The sequence below is a fragment of the Klebsiella sp. C283 genome, assembly GCF_048822555.1.
Lineage (GTDB): Bacteria > Pseudomonadota > Gammaproteobacteria > Enterobacterales > Enterobacteriaceae > Klebsiella > Klebsiella quasipneumoniae.
The window spans coordinates 105,589-126,731 of the sequence record NZ_JBMEZS010000002.1 but is presented as its reverse complement, the minus strand read 5'-3'; the positions used below and the strand labels follow the sequence as shown (position 1 = coordinate 126,731).

Annotated in this window: 23 protein-coding genes; 12 read left to right on the top strand and 11 right to left on the bottom strand. The window is 62.1% G+C overall.

Features of this window, described 5'->3' with window-relative positions; genetic code table 11:
• The first annotated feature begins 45 nt into the window (after positions 1 to 45).
• From ACOI7Z_RS03655 to ACOI7Z_RS03645, 3 genes are all read left to right on the top strand, one after another.
• Complete coding sequence (locus ACOI7Z_RS03655; RefSeq protein WP_002904808.1) at positions 46 to 264, top strand: ParD-like family protein; 219 nt, start codon at positions 46 to 48, stop codon at positions 262 to 264.
• Positions 245 to 1,027, top strand: a complete 783-nt coding sequence (gene map / locus ACOI7Z_RS03650) for a type I methionyl aminopeptidase (protein WP_048297502.1) — start codon at positions 245 to 247, stop codon at positions 1,025 to 1,027. Before ACOI7Z_RS03655 ends, map begins: the two co-directional genes overlap by 20 nt.
• A gap of 234 nt (positions 1,028 to 1,261) precedes the next feature.
• Positions 1,262 to 2,554, top strand: a complete 1,293-nt coding sequence (locus ACOI7Z_RS03645) for a glycoside hydrolase family 10 protein (RefSeq protein WP_087849116.1) — start codon at positions 1,262 to 1,264, stop codon at positions 2,552 to 2,554.
• 16 nt (positions 2,555 to 2,570) lie between these two features.
• Here the strand turns inward: ACOI7Z_RS03645 and ACOI7Z_RS03640 are convergent, their stop codons facing one another.
• The 5 genes from ACOI7Z_RS03640 to ACOI7Z_RS03620 form a co-directional block, all read right to left on the bottom strand.
• Positions 2,571 to 3,893, bottom strand: a complete 1,323-nt coding sequence (locus tag ACOI7Z_RS03640) for a type II toxin-antitoxin system HipA family toxin (protein WP_087849115.1) — start codon at positions 3,891 to 3,893, stop codon at positions 2,571 to 2,573.
• The gene (gene hipB / locus ACOI7Z_RS03635) at positions 3,893 to 4,159 is read right to left on the bottom strand and encodes a type II toxin-antitoxin system antitoxin HipB (RefSeq protein WP_023289667.1); all 267 of its coding nucleotides are present in this window, start codon (positions 4,157 to 4,159) and stop codon (positions 3,893 to 3,895) included. Before hipB ends, ACOI7Z_RS03640 begins: the two co-directional genes overlap by 1 nt.
• Positions 4,160 to 4,664: 505 nt before the next feature.
• Positions 4,665 to 4,991, bottom strand: a complete 327-nt coding sequence (gene uraH / locus ACOI7Z_RS03630) for a hydroxyisourate hydrolase (protein ID WP_137916254.1) — start codon at positions 4,989 to 4,991, stop codon at positions 4,665 to 4,667.
• Positions 4,988 to 5,488: a 2-oxo-4-hydroxy-4-carboxy-5-ureidoimidazoline decarboxylase gene (gene uraD, locus ACOI7Z_RS03625; RefSeq protein ID WP_065882398.1), complete on the bottom strand. Its 501-nt coding sequence runs from the start codon at positions 5,486 to 5,488 to the stop codon at positions 4,988 to 4,990. The genes uraH and uraD overlap by 4 nt, the downstream gene beginning before the upstream one ends.
• Positions 5,466 to 6,845, bottom strand: coding sequence for a nucleobase:cation symporter-2 family protein (locus ACOI7Z_RS03620; protein ID WP_032452824.1), 1,380 nt, complete (start codon positions 6,843 to 6,845; stop codon positions 5,466 to 5,468). Before ACOI7Z_RS03620 ends, uraD begins: the two co-directional genes overlap by 23 nt.
• 345 nt (positions 6,846 to 7,190) lie before the next feature.
• On the opposite strand from ACOI7Z_RS03620, the gene hpxO reads away from it, so the two are divergent.
• The gene (gene hpxO / locus ACOI7Z_RS03615; RefSeq protein ID WP_137916255.1) at positions 7,191 to 8,345 is read left to right on the top strand and encodes an FAD-dependent urate hydroxylase HpxO; all 1,155 of its coding nucleotides are present in this window, start codon (positions 7,191 to 7,193) and stop codon (positions 8,343 to 8,345) included.
• On the opposite strand, the gene hpxR is transcribed toward hpxO, so the two are convergent.
• Positions 8,326 to 9,249, bottom strand: a complete 924-nt coding sequence (gene hpxR / locus ACOI7Z_RS03610) for a LysR family hpxDE operon transcriptional regulator HpxR (protein WP_137916256.1) — start codon at positions 9,247 to 9,249, stop codon at positions 8,326 to 8,328. The two genes, hpxO and hpxR, sit on opposite strands and share 20 nt — an antisense overlap.
• A 125-nt stretch (positions 9,250 to 9,374) precedes the next feature.
• Between hpxR and hpxD the strand changes: the two genes are divergently transcribed.
• Entirely contained in the window at positions 9,375 to 10,412 is a 1,038-nt protein-coding gene (hpxD, locus tag ACOI7Z_RS03605; RefSeq protein WP_137916257.1) for a molybdenum cofactor-independent xanthine hydroxylase subunit HpxD, read from the top strand.
• Positions 10,413 to 10,423: 11 nt separating this feature from the next.
• A complete protein-coding gene (hpxE, locus tag ACOI7Z_RS03600; RefSeq protein ID WP_171003147.1) occupies positions 10,424 to 11,398 on the top strand; it encodes a molybdenum cofactor-independent xanthine hydroxylase subunit HpxE in 975 nt (324 codons plus the stop codon).
• Here hpxE and ACOI7Z_RS03595 read toward each other — a convergent pair.
• A complete protein-coding gene (locus ACOI7Z_RS03595) occupies positions 11,375 to 12,613 on the bottom strand; it encodes an MFS transporter (protein WP_137916259.1) in 1,239 nt (412 codons plus the stop codon). The two genes, hpxE and ACOI7Z_RS03595, sit on opposite strands and share 24 nt — an antisense overlap.
• Before the next feature lie 105 nt (positions 12,614 to 12,718).
• Here ACOI7Z_RS03595 and ACOI7Z_RS03590 point away from each other — a divergent pair, with 105 nt between their 5' ends.
• On the top strand, positions 12,719 to 13,663 hold the full coding sequence (locus tag ACOI7Z_RS03590) for an AraC family transcriptional regulator (RefSeq protein ID WP_044522989.1): 945 nt from the start codon (positions 12,719 to 12,721) through the stop codon (positions 13,661 to 13,663).
• A 9-nt stretch (positions 13,664 to 13,672) separates the two neighbouring features.
• Here ACOI7Z_RS03590 and ACOI7Z_RS03585 read toward each other — a convergent pair whose 3' ends face one another.
• The 3 genes from ACOI7Z_RS03585 to ACOI7Z_RS03575 all read right to left on the bottom strand — a co-directional run bounded on the left by ACOI7Z_RS03585 (position 13,673) and on the right by ACOI7Z_RS03575 (position 15,203).
• Entirely contained in the window at positions 13,673 to 14,428 is a 756-nt protein-coding gene (locus ACOI7Z_RS03585) for a VOC family protein (RefSeq protein WP_137916260.1), read from the bottom strand.
• A 178-nt stretch (positions 14,429 to 14,606) separates the two neighbouring features.
• Entirely contained in the window at positions 14,607 to 14,918 is a 312-nt protein-coding gene (locus ACOI7Z_RS03580) for a cupin domain-containing protein (protein WP_023289656.1), read from the bottom strand.
• 21 nt (positions 14,919 to 14,939) lie between these two features.
• Positions 14,940 to 15,203, bottom strand: coding sequence for a VF530 family DNA-binding protein (locus tag ACOI7Z_RS03575; RefSeq protein WP_137916261.1), 264 nt, complete (start codon positions 15,201 to 15,203; stop codon positions 14,940 to 14,942).
• Between the two features lie 281 nt (positions 15,204 to 15,484).
• Between ACOI7Z_RS03575 and ACOI7Z_RS03570 the strand changes: the two genes are divergently transcribed.
• The 4 genes from ACOI7Z_RS03570 to ACOI7Z_RS03555 are packed head-to-tail and all read left to right on the top strand — an operon-like array spanning position 15,485 to position 18,787.
• Positions 15,485 to 16,513 (top strand): isopenicillin N synthase family dioxygenase, encoded by a 1,029-nt coding sequence (locus ACOI7Z_RS03570; protein ID WP_137916262.1) that lies wholly within the window; start codon positions 15,485 to 15,487, stop codon positions 16,511 to 16,513.
• Between the two features lie 23 nt (positions 16,514 to 16,536).
• Positions 16,537 to 17,343, top strand: a complete 807-nt coding sequence (locus ACOI7Z_RS03565; protein ID WP_032452814.1) for a MetQ/NlpA family ABC transporter substrate-binding protein — start codon at positions 16,537 to 16,539, stop codon at positions 17,341 to 17,343.
• A complete protein-coding gene (locus ACOI7Z_RS03560; RefSeq protein ID WP_023289653.1) occupies positions 17,340 to 18,131 on the top strand; it encodes a methionine ABC transporter ATP-binding protein in 792 nt (263 codons plus the stop codon). Before ACOI7Z_RS03565 ends, ACOI7Z_RS03560 begins: the two co-directional genes overlap by 4 nt.
• Positions 18,128 to 18,787 carry a methionine ABC transporter permease gene (locus tag ACOI7Z_RS03555; protein WP_021440109.1) on the top strand — a complete coding sequence of 220 codons (660 nt, stop codon included), beginning with the start codon at positions 18,128 to 18,130 and terminating at the stop codon, positions 18,785 to 18,787. The genes ACOI7Z_RS03560 and ACOI7Z_RS03555 overlap by 4 nt, the downstream gene beginning before the upstream one ends.
• Before the next feature lie 10 nt (positions 18,788 to 18,797).
• Here ACOI7Z_RS03555 and ACOI7Z_RS03550 read toward each other — a convergent pair whose 3' ends face one another.
• The gene (locus tag ACOI7Z_RS03550) at positions 18,798 to 19,856 is read right to left on the bottom strand and encodes an NAD(P)H-dependent flavin oxidoreductase (RefSeq protein WP_373877080.1); all 1,059 of its coding nucleotides are present in this window, start codon (positions 19,854 to 19,856) and stop codon (positions 18,798 to 18,800) included.
• 89 nt (positions 19,857 to 19,945) lie between these two features.
• On the opposite strand from ACOI7Z_RS03550, the gene ACOI7Z_RS03545 reads away from it, so the two are divergent.
• On the top strand, positions 19,946 to 20,791 hold the full coding sequence (locus ACOI7Z_RS03545; RefSeq protein ID WP_023289650.1) for a LysR substrate-binding domain-containing protein: 846 nt from the start codon (positions 19,946 to 19,948) through the stop codon (positions 20,789 to 20,791).
• Positions 20,792 to 21,143: the final 352 nt, after the last annotated feature.

The following is a 21,143-nucleotide window of genomic DNA, read 5'->3' as shown; positions in this document are numbered from 1 at the left end:
CTGGTTGGTATACGATACATAACGAATCATATATGGGTTGTTGCTATGGGAATCGTCAAAATCTCCGATCTGCTGCACGATGACATTCGTGATGCCAGCAAAGCCATGTCCCGCTCCGTCAATGCGCAGGCGGAATACTGGATCCGTCTTGGCATGATGAGCGAACTCTACCCCGAGCTTAACCACCAGCAGATCAAACTGCTGATGCTGAAATCCGGCTCTGACCGTCTGCTGGAGGTGATCAATGCCATCAATAATCATTAAAACCGCCGATGAGCTCGCGCGCCAGCGTCATGCCGGCCAGCTGCTGGCATCGGTGTTTGCCATGCTGGATACCTTTATCGTTCCCGGCGTGACGACGATGGAAATCAACGATCGAGTGGAAGATTTTATCGTCAACCAGCTGCACGCCCGCCCGGCCAGCAAGGGGCAATACGACTTTCCCTATGTGTTGAACACCTCGATTAACGACGTGGTCTGCCATGGGATCCCCAAGGCGACCGAGCATCTGCGCTCCGGGATGATCGTTAACGTCGATATTACCCTCGAGAAAGCGGGCATGATCGCTGACTCCAGTAAGATGTACCTGATAGGCGACGTTTCCCCGCTGGCGCGCCGGCTGGTAAAGACCACCTATGAAGCGATGTGGAAAGGCATTGAGGTGGTGAAACCTGGCGCGACGCTGGGCGACATCGGCCATGCCATTCAGCGCTGGGTCGAGGACCATGGCTACAGCGTGGTCAGAGAATACTGCGGTCACGGCGTCGGTCAGGAAATGCATGAAGAGCCGCAGGTGCTGCACTACGGCAGGCCCGGGGAAGGCGCCGTGCTGCGGGAAGGCATGGTATTCACTATTGAACCGATGGTGAACCAGGGCGACAGTCGTATCAAGACCAAAAAGGATGGCTGGACGGTGGTCACCCGCGATAAAAAACTCTCCGCGCAGTGGGAGCACACCGTGGCGGTGACCGCCAACGGTTTTGAGATACTGACGCTGCGCGACGACGAGCAGTCGCGGATCCGCTGAGTTACCTGTTCGCTTTGCCGAGGCGCCCATAACGGATAATCCTGCCCGGGGCCGGGAATGCTGAGGTACCTTCTGGCGGGGCAGCCCGACTGACGCCTCTCTCTTGATGGCCGCAGTCCGAACAAGGAATTGCTCTGACCGGCGAATCGTAAGAGAATAGCGCCTACACGCGACGATCTGATTACACGGGAGTTCATCATCAGCCATTCTCGTCGATTCCCCTTAGCCAGCAAAGTGGCGCTGGCAGGCGCGGCGCTCATCGCCGCCGGCATGCTGTTCAGCTGCACCAGTAAGGCCCCGAAATCCCTCGTCACGCCGCCGAAGAGCGCGGCCGTTAAAGCCGGTCAGACGCACCGGGAGCCGGTACGCGGTGTCTGGCTCACCACCGTCTCGCGCCTTGACTGGCCGCCGGTCGGGTCGATTATCGCCAGTACGCCGGAAAGCCGCATCACGCAGCAGAAGCTGGCGCTGATCGCCAAACTCGATAATCTGCAGCGCCTGGGGATCAACACCGTCTTTTTCCAGGTAAAACCGGACGGTACGGCGCTCTGGCGGTCGGATATTCTCCCGTGGTCCGATATGCTGACCGGCAAAATCGGCGAATATCCCGGCTACGATCCGCTGCAGTTTATGCTGGATGAAGCGCACAAGCGCGGCATGAAGGTTCACGCGTGGTTTAACCCTTACCGCGTCTCGGTCAACACCAAACCGTCGACTATTGCCGAGCTGAATAACACCCTCACTCAGGTGCCGGCCAGCGTGTTTGTCCTGAACCGTAACTGGATCCGCACCGCCAGCGATCGCTTTGTTCTCGACCCGGGTATTCCCGAAGCGCGTGACTGGATCACCAGCATCGTCGCTGAAGTGGTGCAGAACTACCCGATTGACGGCGTGCAGTTCGATGACTATTTCTACACCGAAACCGCCGCTTCCCCGCTTAACGACAACGAGACCTTCCGCCGTTACGGGCAGGGCTATGCCTCGAAGGGCGACTGGCGGCGGCATAACACTCAACAGCTTATTGCCCAGGTCTCCGCGACCATTAAAAAACTCAATCCGAACGTCGAGTTTGGCGTAAGCCCGGCCGGGGTGTGGCGCAACCGCTCCCACGATCCAGCGGGGTCTGATACCCGTGGCGCGGCCGCCTATGATGAATCCTATGCCGATACCCGCAGCTGGGTGCAGCAGGGACTGCTCGACTACATCGCCCCGCAGATCTACTGGCCATTTTCCCGCGATGCGGCGCGCTATGATGTGCTGGCCAACTGGTGGGCCGAGGTGGTTAAGCCCACCCATACCCGGCTGTATATTGGCGTGGCGCTGTATAAGGTGGGTGAGCCGTCCAAAAATGAGCCTGACTGGACGGTGGATGGCGGCGTGCCGGAGCTGAAAAAGCAGCTCGATCTCAATGAGTCCCTGCCGCAGATCCAGGGCACCATCCTGTTCCGCGAAAACAACCTCAATCAGCCGCAGACCCGCCAGGCGGTTAACTACCTGCGCAGCCGCTGGGGGCAGCCGCAGAGCTAACCGCCACTCGGCTTCGCTATCGCGCCTGCAGCCCTTGCTGCAGGCGGGCGTGCAGTTTCAGCATGTTCTCCGTGATCGCCCGCCAGACGTGGGCGGAAAAGTCCGCCGGCAGCGTCCGGCGGGCGCTTTCGATGGCCTGCGGAACGCGGTCGGCAAACTCGTCAAGGATCGTCAGCATCTGATCCCGGGGAAAGTTAACCGCTTTGGCGGTCGCCAGAAAATGACGCGGATAGATGGCGTTAATCTCCGTTTTCCGCCCTCGGGTGGCGTTGAGCCCCATCGACAGCTTCAGGTCGCGCAGATGCAGTCCCGTCCCTCCCAGCACCGGAAATGCCGAAATAATGTCGTAGAACGGCGTGAGCCGGTAGCTGCCGCCGGGCAGCAAAAAGAGCGAGAAATTCTTCGCATGCCCGTCCGTTGCCCCGGTCAGCCACTGGAACACCATGAACTTCATAAAGTCATAGCGATCTTTCAGGGCTTCACTGGAGCCCAGCAGAAAGGTCATGATCGCGGCGATACCCGGCCCGCCGTCAGACTCGTATTTCATCGACGACGGGATGCCGAATGCCTGACACAGATCCTCTTGCGGCAGCCGCAGCAGCACGCGCCCCTCCTGCGCCCAGCGCCGGTCGAAGCGGGTCACCGCCAGCGCACGGATCCGCGGGGTGGTGATAATCTCCGCCTCCGGCACCGCCAGGCCCAACGCCCTGGCCAGCGCCAGGCACAGATATTCGTTATCCACGCTTTCACGCAGATCCAGCGTCGCATTGGGCTGTTTTATCTCGCCAATGGGCAGTTTAATGATATGGGTGGTCGGGGTGGTGCCCTGCGGAATACACCAGTGCTCGCCCATTCGCAGCAGCGCGGTTTTCTCCTGAGCGCCGGCCACCGAGATACGAAAATCGTCCTGGCCGGTCACCATCCCGAGCGGAATATCCGACTGGTAGGCGGTCAGCAACGCGGTCAGTTGCGCCTCATCCAGCGTCTGCCAGCGCAACGCTGCAAGATGCGCCTCTTCCCCCGGCGGCAGCAGAGTCACCGCCCCTACGCTATCCCGGCCGACCTCGGCCAGCAGATCGAACGGCTGTTTCGAGCGCGCCTGATAGCGCCTGACGATCCGGTCGCGGACCTGTGGGCTGTCGGGCAGCAGGTTATCAAAATAGTGATACACCGCGTCGGCGGTGATATTGCCATACTGCAGCGGCAGCGAGAGGGAGAGCGGCCTGGCGCGCGGGCTGCGCAGCCACTCGTCATCATAGCGGAAACTGTGCGCCCCGTTGGCCTGGCGGGTTAAGGTTCCCACGCGCACATTGTTCATCCAGGTGGTGAGCGTCGCCATTACCAGTCCAGATCCGTGGTGTTATCGGGGGCCGTCGCCGTCTCGGCCGGTTTGGCGTTCAGGGTCATCACCACCCCCAGCGACTGGAGGATCTTGAACAGGGTGGTCAAGGTGGTTTTGTCCGGGTGATTTTCAAAATTGGACAGCGTCGCCTGTTTAATGCCGATCCGGCTGGCCAGCGCCTCCTGAGTCCAGTGATTTTGCTGGCGCAGCAGTTTCAGGTAATTGGCCAGCTGAACGGGACTGTATATCTGAGGGGAATGCATCGCTTGTTCCTCACCATTGTTTATCCCCCTATCGGGATAAATCTGCTTTTATACCCTACAGGGGATAATGTCAAGGTTATCCCCTGGTGGGGATAGGAGTATAATTATCCTTGTGTGGGGATAAAACAGGAACAATGGTGGCCGGAGACACCTTTACATGCCCGGTGGCGGCTGCGCCTTACCGGGCCTACGGCTGTCTCTGCCTGCTCCGTAACGATCCAGGCCGGGCAAGCGCAGCGCCGCCCGGCAACGGGCAGCCGGCTCTGTTGCCGGCTTAATGCCCGGTGGCGGCTGCGCCTTACCGGGCCTACGGGCTGTCTCTCCCTGCTCCGCAACGATTCAGGCCGGGCAAGCGCTGCGCCGCCCGGCAACGGGCATCCGGCTCTGTTGCCGGCTTAATGCCCGGTGGCGGCTGCGCCTTACCGGGCCTACGGGCAGTCTCTCCTCGCTCCGTAACGATTCAGGCCGGGCAAGCGCTGCGCCGCCCGGCAATGGGCAGCCGGGCTTAGCTGCCGCGGTAGGTCGACCACCCGCCCGGGGCTATCAAAAACGGCAGATGGAAATGGTCATCTGTCGCCTCGCCAATGACAAAATCAATCTGCGCCCGGGTAAAAACGCTCTCGCGCCCGACGCGGGCAAACCACGCCCCCGTTTCCGCGGTTAAGCAGTAGCGCCCCGCCGGCAGCGGCGCGGCGCTGAAGGTGGCGATACGCCCCTGTGCGTTCGTCACCAGGTTCGCCAGCGTCTCGCCCTCCCAGCTCAGGCTGACCGTCACGCCTTCCGCCGGCGTGCCGGTGGAAATATCCAGAATATGGGTGCTCAGGGTACTCATTCGCCAATCGCTCCTTCCAGTCTTAACATCGTAATTTCCCGCAGCTGGGCAAGCGCCTCAGCCACTTCTTCGTCGGCGGTATGCTGCAGCCGGCGCGTCAGCGCCTGCAGCATCTCTTCGCCGCTGCGCCCTTTGGCGCGGATTAAAAACACCCGGCCAAAACGAGCCTCGTAGCGGGCATTCCCCTCCCGCAGGGCCTGCGCCAGCTTTTCATTATCGCTGTCCACCGCCGACTGCTCCTGGCGCGACATCGTCGCGTGCGCCTGGCTGCCGGTCGGTTTTTCGCCGATCCGCGGATGGGCGCTGAGCGCCGCGTTCAGATCGTTCTCCCCCCAGTCACCCATCGCTTCCCGGGCGACCTGCAGCAGCGCTTCACGGCAGGCGAAGGGTCGCAAGCTCACCAGCGTATCGCTCCAGGCCGGGATCGCCACGCAGGGGGCCAGCAGCGCCACTGCCTCATCATGACTCAGACGGTTAAACTGTCTCAGCGCGATCATCCTGACTCCTTATCGTTTTCGTCGCCGCCTGCTCCTGCGGCAGAACAAGGTTCAGCGCTATCGCCACCAGCCCACCGCTGGTGGCCGCCGAACCGAACAGATCGCCGACCATCGGCGGAAAATGGCTGAGAAACGCCGGCACCGACTCCACGCCAAGGCCCGCGCCAAACGCCAGACCAACGATCAGCACATCGCGTCGGGTGAGCGGGTTCTGGGTAATGATCCGGATCCCGGCCGCTACCACACAGCCAAACATCACCATCGTGGCGCCCCCCAGCACCGGCGCCGGGATCTGCCGCAGCAGTTCGCCCACCGGCGGGAACAGCCCAAGCAGGATCAGAATCACGCCAATGTAGCGCCCGACATAGCGGCTGGCCACCCCGGTCATCTGGATCACGCCGTTGTTCTGCGCGAAAGTCGTGTTCGGAAAGGCGCTGAGCATCGCGGCCACCATGCAGCTGACGCCGTCCGCCAGGATACCGCCCTTCAACCGGTTGCGGAAAGCGCGATCGTCAACAGACTGTTGCGAAATCAGCGAGTTGGCCGTCAGATCGCCCACCGCCTCCAGAATACAGACCAGCGACACCAGCGCCACCGGCAGAAAAATCGCGCTGTTGAACTGAAAGCCGAACGGAAACAGCGTCGGCAGGCGAAACAGGGTGTCGCCCAGGCTGTGAAGGTGGAACTGACCGCTCAGCCCTGCCGCCACACAGCCCACGGCAATGCCCACCACCACCGAGGAGAGCCGCAGCCAGCGGTTTTTGGCGCAGCTCAGCAGGACGATAACGCCAAGGGTACCCGCCCCGAGCGCGATATTGCTCATGCTGGCGAAATCCTGCGCCTTTTCGCCACCGCACCAGTTAATAACGCTGACCTTGATCAGGCTGATGCCGATCAGCGCAATCACGCTGCCGGTAATGATGGGAGTAAAGATTTTCTTCAGCGGTTCAATAAAGCGGCTGACAATCACCGGCACCAGGGCGGCGACAAAGTTAACGCCAAACAGCATCGCCATAATATCCTGCGGCCCGCCGCCCTGCGCTTTCACCCACATCCCTCCGGCTACCGCCACGCCAAGAAAGGCGAAGCTGGTGCCCTGCATGCAGATCATCCCGGCGCCAATGCCCCAGACCCGGTTGGACTGCAGAAAGGTACCGATACCCGAGGCCAGCAGCGACATACTGATGAGATACGGCAGCCAGTCGCCAAGTCCGAGGGTGGCGCCGATAATCAGCGGCGGCGTGATGATCCCCACCAGACCCGCCAGCACATGCTGGAGAGCGCTAAAAAAGGCCGCAAGCGGTGGGATCCGCTGTTCAAGGCCGTAAAGCAGGCCGCTGTGATGTTCGTCAGACATGGTGTTATCCCGTAGCAAAGAGAAGTGCAAGAGCTTCTGCACAAAGCAGGCCAGAGACGACCAAAGCGAACGAATAAATTTATTAATACTTTAAAATCATTAAGTTAAATCACTCCAGCCATGCCTCGCTCCCCACCGCTGCTGAACAAGGATGCTGAAACGATAGATTCTTAATGCAACATACAGAAACTTTTGATTCATAAAAAGGCAACCAATGCGTCACATTGCACCGACCTGGTGCGTCATGACCTATCGCTGTGCCTCAGGCCGGCGGTTTTCCTCCCTCCGGCGAACTGGTACGCAAATTGCTGTAGTCAGTCACAACATCGGGAGAAGGAGAAAAAAATGAAAGCAATCGTGATTGGCGCCGGCATCGGCGGCTTAAGTGCGGCAGTGGCGCTCAAACAGTCGGGGATCGACTGCGAAGTCTATGAAGCGGTGAAAGAGATCAAACCGGTCGGCGCGGCGATTTCCGTGTGGCCCAACGGCGTGAAGTGCATGGCCCACCTCGGCATGGGCGATATCATGGAAACCTTCGGCGGACCGCTGCGCCGTATGGCGTATCGCGATTTCCGCAGCGGCGAGAACATGACCCAGTTCAGCCTCGCGCCGCTGATCGAACGTACCGGCAGCCGCCCCTGCCCGGTCTCCCGCGCAGAGCTGCAGCGAGAAATGCTGGATTACTGGGGACGGGAAAGCGTGCAGTTCGGCAAACGCGTCACCCGCTGTGAAGAAAACGCCGACGGCGTGACGGTGTGGTTTACCGACGGCAGCAGCGCCAGCGGCGATCTGCTGATTGCCGCCGACGGCAGCCATTCCGCGCTGCGTCCGTGGGTGCTCGGCTTTACCCCGCAGCGCCGCTACGCCGGCTACGTCAACTGGAACGGTCTGGTGGAAATAGATGAAGCGCTGGCGCCCGGCGATCAGTGGACCACCTTTGTCGGCGAAGGCAAGCGCGTCTCGCTGATGCCGGTCTCCGCCGGCCGGTTCTACTTTTTCTTTGATGTGCCGCTGCCGGCGGGTCTGGCGGAGGATCGTGACACCCTGCGCGCTGACCTCAGCCGCTACTTTGCCGGCTGGGCGCCGCCGGTGCAGAAGCTGATCGCCGCCCTCGACCCGCAGACCACCAACCGTATTGAAATCCACGATATCGAACCATTCAGCCGCCTGGTGCGCGGTCGCGTCGCGCTGCTGGGCGACGCCGGACACAGCACCACCCCGGATATTGGCCAGGGGGGATGCGCGGCGATGGAAGATGCGGTGGTGCTGGGCGCCGTTTTCCGCCAGACCCGCGATATTGCGACCGCCCTGCGCGAGTATGAAGCCCAGCGCTGCGACCGGGTCCGCGATCTGGTACTGAAGGCGCGCAAGCGCTGCGATATCACCCACGGAAAGGATATGCAGATCACTGAAGCCTGGTACCAGGAGCTGCGGGAGGAGACCGGCGAGCGGATTATCAACGGCATGTGCGATACCATCCTCAGCGGGCCGCTGGGCTGACGGTCGCCATGGATTCAATCACCGCGCTCAGCGTCTGAATGGCCATCTGCGCAGGACGCGATAGCTGACGCGAAGGCGCGGTGCACAGCGCCAGGGTCAGCGGCCGCAGCAGCGTACTGCGCAGCGGGACAAAGGCCAGCTGGCCGCGCTGAACCTCGTCCAGCACGTCGAGCAGGCTGAGGAGCGTCACGCCGCTGCCGCGCAGCACCAGCGACTTAATGAGCCGGATATCATTGCAGCTGATGGTATTCTCCGGCGCAAAGTCATGGTGGCGATAGAGAAGCGCCACCCGCTCATGAACGATCAGCGGCGCGCCGGGCACAATGTGCCGCTCGAGGCTGAGCTCACCCAAAGACAGGGCCCTCGCCCCCGCCAGGGGGTGGTCCGGGCGCATCACAATCCCCACCTCCAGTTCGGCAAAGGCCAGCACGCTGAATCCGGCCTGCCCCTGCGGATCGAGGATCAGACCGACGTCAAGATCCGCCTGACGCACTTTCTGGCTGACGGTGTGGCTGTCGGCCACCTGCAGATCCAGCTCCAGCCACGGCCAGCTGGCGATAATCTCCGCCAGCGCGGCGGCGAAGCCACCTTCCGCCAGCGCCTGCACCATACCGACGCTGACGCTCCCGCGCTTCATCCCCTGCAGCTCATCAAATTTCTGCCGGGTCTGGCGAAACTCCTTCTGCCAGCGCAGCAGATTGTCATACAGCAGTTCGCCCGCGGTGGTCATCCGCAGTCCCTCCGGCAGCCGCTCGAACAGCGGTGTCCCGAAGGCCTCCTCGGCCTGCAGGATCTGGCGGTTAATCGCCGAGGCGGAGATATGCAGCTGCTCGGCGGCCCGGCGCAGGCTGCCGCAGCGGGCCACGGCGATGAAATAGTGGGCGAAACGGGAAAATGGACTCATGGCGACCCTGTACTCTTTTTTGCAACAGCAGAGTGAATTAATGGTGATGGATGTGAACACCCTAATATGACAACAATAATCTCACAACAATAAAACAATCACCGATGTGAGCAGGAAGAGAAATCATGAAGACAACCATCCCGACGCCCCCCGCCCATTGCACCTTTGATCCAGAGGACTGGCTGCGGCTGGCCCGCTGCTGGCACCCGGTGGCCCGCGCCTGCGATATTGGCGGCGCCCCGGTGAAAGCCACCCTGCTGGACGAACAGCTGGTTATCTATCGCATTAAAGGTCAGGTGGTGGTCGCCCGCGACGTCTGCCCGCACCGCGGCGTCCCGCTGACCCTGGGGTTTCATGAAGAAGAAGGCATCGTCTGCCCCTATCATGGCCTGCGCTTTGGCGAGGATGGCCGCTGCAACCGCATCCCCTCCAGTCCGGGGCAACCCATTCCAGCCAAACTGCATCTCACCAGCTTCGCCGTGGAGGAGCGCTACGGGCTGATCTGGACCTGTTTGGCCTGCGATCCGGACAATCCGCCGCCGTTACCGACCATGCCGCACTGGGACGACGCCGGCTTTCAGCAAATCAACTGCCCGGCCTTCGAGGTGAAGGGCTTTGCCGGCCGCCAGGTCGAAGGCTTTCTCGATGTCGCCCACTTTGCGTGGATCCACACTGATACCTTTGCCGACCCGGACAATCAGCAGGTGCCGGACTACACCCCGCAGGAGACACCGTTCGGTTTTGTTGCCGACTACTGGAGCTCGGTGGGCAATTATCCGGCCAGCTCCGATTTCCGCGCGCCGGAAGGGTTCCAGTGGCTGCGTCACTTTGAAATGCATCTGCCCTTCACCGCCACGCTGACCATCCATTTTCCTGCCGATGCGAAGCTGGTGATCATGAACGCCGCCTCGCCGGTGTCGTCGCGCGTGACGCGGATGTTCGCCCCTATCGCCCGCAATTTTGACCTGCATGTGCCGGTAGAAGACGTTCATGCGTTCAACCTGCGGGTGTTTGAGGAGGATCGCCTGATGGTTGAGACCCAGCGCCCGGAGCGGCTGCCGCTGGATCTGACCCTGGAGGCGCATATTCCGGCAGACCGCAGCTCTATCGCCTACCGGCGCGGGCTGAAGAAGATGGGCTTTGGCAATTTCTTTCTGGTATGAGTGGAGGTCTTATGCGCGACATACTCCCGGTGGTGGTCGATGGCCTGTGGCGCCAGGGCGCGAAAAATCTGGCCGTTCGTCTGGTGAGCGCCGATGGGCAACCGCTGCCGGCGTGGACGCCCGGCGCCCATATCGACCTCCATCTCCCCTGCGGGCTTATCCGTCAGTATTCGCTGACCGGCAGCCCGGCCGGGCGGGATCACTATCTGCTCTGCGTCGCCCGCGAGGCGCAGTCGCGAGGCGGCTCCCGTTATATTCATGACACCCTGCGTCCGGGGCAGCCCTTGCTGATCTCTGCCCCGCGCAACCACTTTCCCCTGCGCGGGGGCGGCCACGTGGTGCTCCTCGCCGCCGGGATCGGCATTACGCCGCTGCTGGCGATGGCCCACGCCCGGGCGGCGTCCGGCGCCAGCTTTACGCTGCACTACTACGTCAGCCGCGCGCAGGAGGCCGCCTTCGCCACCGAGATCGCCAGCCAGCTCACCGGCGGAACCTGCCTGATCCACTGCTCTGCCGACGGACAGAGTCCGCGCCTGCGGCTGACGCAGGATCTGGGCGCGCCGGACGCCGACACCCGGGTCTATTTCTGCGGACCGGCAGGGTTTATGAACCAGGTGCGCGACACCGCGCTGGCGGCCGGCTGGGCGGAGGCGCAACTGCACAGCGAAGCGTTCCAGCCGCCCGCCACGACGGCGGCCTCGGCGGCGGACGGAACCTTCACCATCACCCTCGCCTCCACCGGGGAGCGCTGGCCGGTACCGGGGAACAAAACCATCGCCCGGGTGCTGCAGGAGCATGGCGTCGATGTGCCGCTCTCCTGCGAAATGGGGATCTGCGGCGCCTGCCTGACGCCGGTGCGGGAGGGAACGGTCGACCACCGGGATACCGTGCAGTCGGAGGCGGAAAAACAGGCAGCGGAGCAGCATATTGCGCTGTGCTGCTCCCGCAGCCTGTCGGCCAATTTAGTTATCGATCTCGCGGGATAAGCGACCGGTCTCCGGCTGGTCGGCGCGGGCGACCGGTTTCACCCGCACGGCGGTGAAAACCACGACCATCGCGGTCAACAGCAGCACACCGCTGCCGGTGAAGACGCCGCTGGCGCCGTGCAGATCGAACACCGCCCCGCCGCCGGCGGCGCCGGCGCTGATGGCCAGCTGAATAGAGGCCACCAGCAGACCGCCCGCGCTTTCCGCCTCATCCGGCACGGTGGTGGCCAGCCAGGTGGACCAGGCCACCGGCACCAGACCGAAGGCAAACCCCCAGAGGGCGACCAGCAGCCCGTCGAGCACGCTCAGATGACCAAACGTCACCATCAGCAGCGCCAGGACGCTCATCATCAGCGGCACCAGCGCCAGGGTCAGACGCAGGCTGCGGCTCAGCAGATAGCTCGCTACCGAGGTGCCGATAAAGTTAGCGATACCGAAGCCGAGCAAAATCAGTGAAACGCCTTCAACGCTGGCCTGCGCGACGGTCTCAAGGAACGGACGCAGGTAGGTGAAGAAGGCGAAATGGCCGCTGAAAATCAGGATCGACGCCAGCATGCCGCCCAGCATACCGGGACGGCGCAGCACCCTGAACAGCGTGGAGAAGGTGCCAACGCTTTCCGGGCGCATGGAGGGCAGCACCCACAGCTGCCAGAGCAGCGCCAGCAGGCTGGGTATCGCGCAGAGAATAAACACGTTGCGCCAGCCGATCAGCTCCCCGAGGTAGCTGCCGAGCGGCGCGGCCACCACCGTGGCGACAGATACCGCGGAAAAGATGATCGCCAGCGCCTTCGGCACATGGGCCGCCGGCACCAGACGCATCGCCGTGGCGGTGGACATCGCCCAGAAACCGCCGATGGCGATCCCCAGCAGCAGACGACCGAGCAGGAGAAACGCCAGCGAACCGGCAAAAGCGACCATCAGGCTGGAGACAATCTGCAGCACGGAAAAAAACATCAGCACCCAGCGGCGGTCGATATTGCGGGTGGCGGTGGCGATCAGCAGGCCGGTGACTAACGCCACCAGCGCCGTGGCGGTCACCGCCTGCCCGGCCATCCCTTCGCTGACGCCGAGGCTGCTGGCCATCGGCGTTAACAGGCTGGCGGGCAGAAACTCGGCCACGATCAGGCCGAACACCCCGAGGGCCAGGGCATAGACGGCACGCCAGGCAGGCCTGACGGGGGTCAGGCTTGCATCAGCAGCTATGCAGGAAGTCATATACATCTCTCCAGGTTTATTAACATCCTGGCCATCTTAGGGGCTTACCTCTGGACGATATATGATGCATACTCTTCAGTTATTGATTATTCGTCCGGAATTACCATGAGCCAGCCTACTATCGACCTGACCAGCGAACTGCTGCGCGGTATGCGCCTCTCCGGCGTGAATTACCGGCGCATCGAAACCTCCCGCCCGTTTGGCGTCGGCTTTAGCGCCGTGGCGGGCAAAGCCCAGTTCCATTTCATCAGCCGCGGGCCGGTGCTGCTGCGCATGGCCAGCGGAGAACAGTTCACCCTGGAGAGCGGCGACGCGCTGTTTATTCCCAACGGTGACGGACACGCCCTGCTCTCCGATCCGCAGGCCGCGGTGGTGAATGTGGCGCAGCTGAACAGCGAAACGGTGTGCAGCACGGTAAGTTGCATCAACGCTGGCGGCCAGCCTGACTGCCCGGAGCGCGCCGTGATTTTCAGCGGTTGCATGGACTTTGAGCTCGGCGGCATGCAGCCGCTGGTGAAGGCCATGCCCGAGGTGATGCGGGTGAGTTGCCTGCTCCACACCTGGCCGGAGATCCAGCCGCTGCTGGCCGCAATGGAGCGGGAATCGCTCACCCGCCAGGCGGGCTATGCCGGGATCCTCGCCCGGCTGGCGGACGTGGTGGCCGCGCTGATTGTCCGCGGCTGGGTGGCATGCGGGTGCGGTAACGCCACCGGCTGGGTGCAGGTCCTGCGCGATCCCCGGCTGGCGAAAGCGATCTACGCCATGCATCAGCGTCCGGGCGTGAACTGGAAAGTGGAAGATCTGGCGCGGGAGGCGGGGCTGTCGCGCTCTCTCTTCGCCGAGCGTTTTCTTGCCGCCACCGGCACCACCCCCGCCCGCTATCTGACCGAGCTGCGTATGCGGCTGGCGGTGCAGTACATCACCCACGAAGGCCAGGCGCTGGAAAAGGTGGCCTTCCGCCTCGGGTATCAGTCGCTGGCGGCCTTCAGCCGGGCTTTCAAACGCATCACCGGCCAGCCGCCGGGGGCCCTGCGCGCCACGGCACGCTAGAGTCAGCCTTTATATAAAGCGATACACGCCGTTGCCAACGCGAAAGCGTTGCCCCTTAAGCGCCGGGTTGGCGACGCGAAACACCAGTTCGGTCAGCTGGTTGGCGGCTCCTTCGCGGAAAGTAAACCACTGGCCGCCCACGTCCAGCCCCTGCTCCACCTGTGGCGGGAAGCCCAGCAGCGCCTGCCAGCGATCGCGCACCGCCTGCGGATTGTCCACCTCGAACACCGCCTGCTCGAGCACAATGTCGCCCAGCGGATGAGGCACGTCCAGCCCCTGGGCGCGCAGCCGCGCCAGCCGGGTCTCGTCGTCTTCTCCCCACTGCAGCACAAAAGGATAGACCAGTCCGTCGGTGTCGCCATCGATGGTGAAGATCCGCCAGCGGATGACATTGCCCTGCGGATCGTGGCGCTGGCCATCGACGATCGGTGACACCGCCAGCCCCTTGCGACGCAAGTGGTCATGGGTAGCGTCGATGTCGTCGCTGCGCAGCGCGACGCGAAACAGCGCTTCGTTCTCCGGCAGCAACCGCGCGGCATCCCGCGAGAGCAGAAACCTGTCCGTCGCGGCGCGCAGTTCGTCCGGGTCGGAAATGGCGAGGAATTCGATATAGGTCAGACCAAAATAGCTCAGCGCATTGCGGGTTCCCCATCCCGGATGGCGCCCGCCGGCCACCGCCCGCAGCTGCTGTCCGGCAAAGGTTTCAATCGCCGCTTCCGGCTGATTCACAAACTGTACTGCGTGGTCCCACTGCAAGGTTGCCATGATCTCTCCCGCGGTTGTGCCTGTTCAGGCGTCTGCGGCAAAAGATAGTGCTGGGGTGAAGGGAATGGCAAACAAGAATTAAGTATATCGAAAGCTGGATAAGTGATTTATATCAACGCGGTATATGGAGTCTGACAGGCGATGAAACGGCGGACTAACGAATGGCCCGCCGGCGGGATCAGACCGACCCTTCTTTCTCAATCACCAGAATACGCGCCGCCCCCTGGGGATGAGCGACATGCTCGCATCCCACCTCGGCGTAGAAGATATCGCCGGCGTTCAGCACGATCACCTGCTCCTCGCCGTTGACTTTCACATGCATCGCCACCTGACCATCCATGACGGCAAACACCTCCTGACCGTCGTTGATGTGCCAGATATAGGGTTGGTCGGTCCAGTGCAGGCGCACGGTGGTACCGGAAAAATTGGCGATATCCAGCGCGCCCCACGCGCGGTCTGCGGTGAAATCTTTACTGCTCCAGCTCTGCATAATGATGTCCTGTGGTAAGGGTTATTTTTTCTGCCAGTTTGCCCATGGATCCGCTTTCTCTGCCGGCGCATCGTCGTAGAGCGAAGCCAGATACATCGCCTCCACCTCTTTACGCGCCCACGGCGTCCGGCGGAGAAATTTCAGGCTGGACTTGATGCTGGGATCGCTTTTAAAGCAGTTAATGTTGACCTGGCGGGCCATTTCCGCCCAGCCGTAGCGCGCGACCAGGGCATTGAGCTGCGCTTCCAGCGTCACGCCGTGCAGGGGATCTTTTGAACTGTGCATGAGGATACATCCGTTCCGCATTAAAAAAGTGCGCCCACCTTACTGACTCTCGGTGACGGGCGCAACGGCTTCAGTTCGCCCTTACGCCTTTATCTATTTAACGCAAAAGCACTGAACCCCGCGCGAACATAAATTAGAAAATAACGTTATTGGTTGATTATCTGGCCATGAGGCAAGCTGTGCTCAGCCCCGAACAGAGGAAATCACCATGCGCTGCTGTTGTGCCCGAACCCTGAACCTGAATCGACCCATAACATATTATCCCGTTTTCGGAGAAAACAATGAACGCGACAACCCTGCCGATTCTCGATATGGCCCGCTACGCGGACCCCGCGGATAAAGCGGCCTTCCTGGCCGACCTGCGCCACGCCGCCCGCGACATCGGCTTCTTTTATCTGATCAACCACGGTGTCGACGACGCGCTTCAATATGAAGTTCAGCGCCAGTCCCAACGCTTTTTTGCCCTCGATGAGGCGCAAAAACAGCAGGTGGCGATGATCCACTCCCCCCATTTTCGCGGCTATAACCGCGCGGCCTCTGAGCTGACGCGCGGCCAGCCTGACTGGCGAGAGCAGTTTGATATCGGCGCCGAACGTCCGGCGCTGACCCTCAGCGATGACGCCCCGCGCTGGCAGCGCCTGCAGGGTCCGAATCTGTGGCCTGCCGCCCTGCCGTCGCTTAAACCGGTATTACTTCACTGGCAACAGCAGATGACCCAGGTGGGGATCCGCCTGCTGCGCGCCTTTGCCGAAGCGCTGCAGCTACCGGAGAATGCCTTTGACCGACTCTATGGCGACAAACCCAACGAGCATATCAAACTGATCCGCTATCCCGGCCAGCAGGAGACGCAAAGCAGCCAGGGCGTCGGCGCCCATAAAGATTCCGGTTTTCTCAGCTTCCTGCTGCAGGACGAACAGAAAGGGCTGCAGGTTGAGGTGGCGCCCGGGCAGTGGATCGACGCTGTGCCGCTGGCCGGCAGCTTTGTGGTCAATATTGGCGAACTGCTGGAGCTGGCCACCAACGGCTATCTGCGCGCTACCGTTCACCGGGTGGTGTCGCCGCCGGCGCAGCAGCAGCGCCTCTCCATCGCTTTTTTCCTTGGCGCCCAGCTTGACGCGGTGGTGCCGGTTTATACCCTACCGCCCGAGCTGGCGCGTGAGGCGCGCGGTCCGGACAGCGACCCGCTCAATCCGCTGCTGCGCGATGTCGGCTGGAATTATCTCAAGGGCCGTCTGCGTTCCCATCCGGACGTGGCGGAACGCTACTATCAGGACGTGTTTCGCGAACGCGCCGAGCAATTGATCGTTTAACCATAACTAAAAAGGAACACACCATGAAATATGCCGCTTTTAAACTGGCAGGGGTCGCATTGTCTCTTTCTCTGGCATGGACGTCAGCCCAGGCCGCCGCGCTGCGCGTCGCCGCGGACCCGGTTCCCCACGCGGAGATCCTCAACTACATCAAAAAAATCGATCCCAGCCTCGATCTGAAGGTGGTGGAGCTGACCAGCGGGGTCAACGCCAATGAACTGCTGGCCAGTGGCGACGTGGATGCCAACTACTTCCAGCATGTTCCCTACCTGAAGGATCAGGAAAAAGCGCTGGGTAAAACCTTTGCCGTCGCGGCCACCGTGCACATTGAGCCGCTGGGGATATACTCGCATAAACATAAAAATTTCTCGTCGCTGCCCGACAACGCCACGGTGGCGGTGCCGAATAACACCACCAACCTGAGCCGTGCGCTGTTCCTGCTGCAGGCGCAGAAGCTTATCAAGCTGGACCCTAAATTTACCGACCCGGCCACCACTCTGGCGACGCCGAAGGATATTGTCGAGAACCCGAAACACCTGAAGATCCTGGAGATTGAATCGCCGCAGATCCCGCGCTCCCTCGACGATGTCGACCTGGCGGTGATTAACGGTAACTACGCCCTCGAAGCCGGGCTGGTGCCGGCGAAAGACGCTCTGGGGCTGGAAAGCGCCGAGCATAACCCCTACGCCAATATCCTGGTGACCACCCCAGCCCTGGCCAATGACCCGCGCATTAAGGCGCTGGCGAAAGACCTGACGTCGCCGCAGGTAGCGGAGTTTATCCGTAAAAACTACAACGGCTCGGTGATCCCGGTGGCCCCTCAGTCATGATAACCATCGAAGGGCTGAGCAAAACCTACGCCGGAACCGGCCGACCGGCGCTGAACGATATCGCGTTACAGATCCCGAAAGGGGCGATATACGGCATTCTCGGGCGCAGCGGCGCCGGCAAAAGTACGCTCATCCGCTGTCTCAATTTGCTGGAGCGGCCCACCTCGGGCCGCATTCTGGTGAACGGACAGGATATTACACAGCTGAATAAGGCGGCGCTGCGGGATTATCGCCTGCGTACCGGGATGATTTTCCAGCACTTCAATCTGCTGCATGCCCGCACCGTCGCCGACAACATCGCGGTGCCGCTGGAGATAGCCGGGGTGCCGCGAGCCGCTCGCGAAGCGCGGGTGCGCGAACTGCTGGAGCTGGTGGATCTCAGCGACAAGGCCGCCGCCTTCCCGTCTCAGCTTTCCGGCGGGCAAAAACAGCGCGTCGGCATCGCCCGGGCGCTGGCCGCCCGACCGGAGGTGCTGCTGTGCGATGAGGCGACCAGCGCGCTGGATCCCGAGACCACCGCCTCGGTGCTGGCTCTGCTGGCGGATATTAACCAGCGGCTCAATCTGACCATTGTGCTGATAACGCACCAGCTGGAGGTGGTGAAAACCATTTGTGACCACGCGGCGCTGCTGGAACAGGGCGAAATTGTCGAAAGCGGCAAACTCGCCGACCTGCTGGTGACCCCGTGGTCGCGGCTGCGTCAGTCGCTGCTGCACGACCCGCAGGCTGAACAGGATTTTCTTACCCGTCACGGCGTTCAGGGGAGGCCATTATGCGGAGTAGCATGAGCTGGGAAGATTTGTGGCCGTTATTACTCGACGGCACGCTGGATACGCTCTATATGGTGGGCCTGGCGGCCCTGTTTACCGTGCTGATCGGGCTGCCCACCGGTGTGTTGTTATTTATTTCCCGCGCCAACGGCCTCGCGCCGATGCCGAAACTGAACGCGCTGCTGGGGGCGGTGATCAACATCGGCAGATCGTTACCGTTTATCGTGCTGCTGATCGCGCTGATCCCTTTTACCCGCCTGATCGTCGGCACCACGCTGGGCAGCACCGCCGCTATCGTGCCGGTGACCATCGGCGCCTTTCCGTTCTTTGCCCGCCTGACGGAAAACGCGCTCGACGAGGTGGATTATGGGAGAATCGAAGCCATTCTGTCGATGGGCGGCAACGTCTGGCACGTGATTTTTAAATCTCTGCTGCCGGAAGCCCTGCCGACGCTGCTGGCCGGGATTACGCTGACCATCGTGATGCTGATTGGCTTTTCGTCGATGGCCGGGGTGATCGGCGGCGGCGGACTCGGCGACCTCGCCATCCGCTACGGCTATCAGCGGTTCAATAATGAGGTGATGTTTGGCACGGTGCTGATCCTGGTGGCGATGGTTCAGGGCGTACAAATGGCCGGCGATCGGCTGGTGCGCCGCCTGGCACACCGCCGCTAACCGTCAGATATTAATTCCAGCCGCACTCAGCCGCCAGCTGGCGGACCAGACTGGCGGCGTCACACTCGCGGATCAACCCCACACCCTGCCCGGCCCAGTGTGCGCCATACTCATGGACGCCCTGGGCTTTCGCGGCGGCGGCCAGCGCTTTGCCGATATCATATGCCAGCGGATAATCCGGCACAGCGCTCGCCGGACAGGCTTCCCCCACTGCGCAGAAGGTATTCGCCAGACAACGTGCCGGACGCCCGGATATCGCTGAGGTCAGTACCGTACGCCCGTCAATGCTGTTAGCGATCGCCGCGCGGTAGCCGGCGTCGGCGGCCGATTCCGGACAGAGTAAAAACGCCGTGCCGAGCTGAGCGCCCTGCGCCCCCAGCTGCATCACGCTGGCGATCCCCGCGCCATCCATGATGCCCCCGGCGGCGACCACCGGGATGGTCAGCTGACGCCGCAGATGTTGCACCAGAGTAAAGGTGCTCATCTGCGCGTCTGGCTCCTGCGGGTCGAAGATCCCCCGGTGCCCGCCCGCCTCAAAGCCCTGAGCGACCACCACGTCAATCCCCTGCTCCTCAATGACCTGCGCCTCCTTAAGCGACGTCGCCGTGGCCATGGTGACGATCCCCTGCTGTCGCAGGCGCTGGATCGCCTCGCGCTCAGGAAGGCCGAAATGAAAGCTCACCACCGCGGGTGAGAGATCGAGAAGCAGCTCCAGCATGGCGGTGTGGCCGATAAACGTCTGGTATATCTCCCTAAGCGACGCCGGAGGGATACTGCCAAAGCGGGTAAAATGGGGGCGCAGCGTCTCAGCCCAGTCCGCCTCCCGTCGGACGTCGCGCCGGGGCGGCGCATGGCAAAACAGATTGACATTGAACGGCCGGTCCGTCAGCTGGCGGGTGGCGACGATCATCGCTTCCGCCTGGGCAACGGTTGAAGCGCCCAGCCCCAGCGAACCTAGCGCCCCGGCATGACTCACCGCGGCAGCCAGCGCGGGGGTGGAAACGCCCGCCATCGGGGCCTGGATCAGGGGGTAGTCAATATCAAGAAGCGAAAGCAGTGAATTTTGCATGGGTTCCTCGTTCATGAGCGATGCCGGAGGCTTACCATCTCTTTTAAAGATGATAAGATCAACATCATTATCATATTGAGAATAAAAATATGAACCACAGCACACTGCAGATTTTTATCCAGGTGGCCGACACGCAAAGCGTCACTCTGGCAGCAAAACGGCTTGGCCGCGCCCAGTCCAATATCACCACCCGTATTCAGCAACTGGAGGAGGAGCTTGCCGTGGAACTCTTCGTCCGCGGCAACAAAAAAATGGTGCTGTCGCCGGCAGGCGTTCAGTTTCTCAGCTATGCCCGGCGGATCCTGAGCCTGGCGGAAGAGGCAAAGCAGAGTCTGCATCCAACCACGCCCGGCGGCAGCCTGCGGCTGGGCGCGATGGAGGCGACCGCCGCCAGCCGTCTGCCGCCGCTGCTCACCCGCTTCCAACAGCGGTGCCCGCAGGTGGATGTCACGCTCAGCACCCGGCCGACCCGCCAGTTAACCGAGGGGGTATTAACCGCCGCCCTTGATGCCGCGCTGGTCTGCCTGCCGCCAGGGACGGATGGCCAACCGGCATGCCCGCCCGGCCTGGGATCTGTCCCGGTGTTTCAGGAAACCCTGATGCTGGTCCGTCCGCAGAGCGCTGGCCCGCTGCGGTTCGCGGCATTTGCCAGCGGCTGCAGCTATCGGACGCTGGGAGAGCGCTGGCTGGCGGAACAACAGGCGGCCGTGGAGGTGCATGAGGTGAGCTCCTATCACAGCATGCTGGCCTGCGTGGCCTCCGGGCGCTACGCCTGCCTGTTGCCGCAGAGCGTGCTGGCGCTGATGACGCTTCCCGAAAACAGCCTAAGCGAACCGCTGTGCGAGGCGACCACCCAGCTTATCTGGCGCCAGGGGTTCAGCACCTCCGCCCTCAGCGAGTGGCGCATCCTGTTGCAAAGCGCCGCGAACGGCTAAGCTAAAAGAGGAAACCGCGACGCACTCGCCGGAGGCGAACCTGAGCTCTTACCGACAAACGCAGAGGCGTTTTGCCGCTACAGTATCCACCCGAGCGACAAAATCGTTTTCGCCAGGTCGCGGCCATGATGCCGCTTTTTTGCCGGGTGGCGGCTGCGCCTGACCCGGCCTACATAGCGGCGCTTAGCCGGCTATAGGGTTCCTCCGCTCCGTAGGCCCGCGCAAGCGCAGCGCCGCCGGGCGCCAGGTCGCGGCCATGATGTCGCTTTTTGCCGGGTGGCGGCTGCGCCTGACCCGGCCTACATGGCGGCGCTTAGCCGGCTATAGGGTTCCTCCGCTCCGTAGGCCCGCG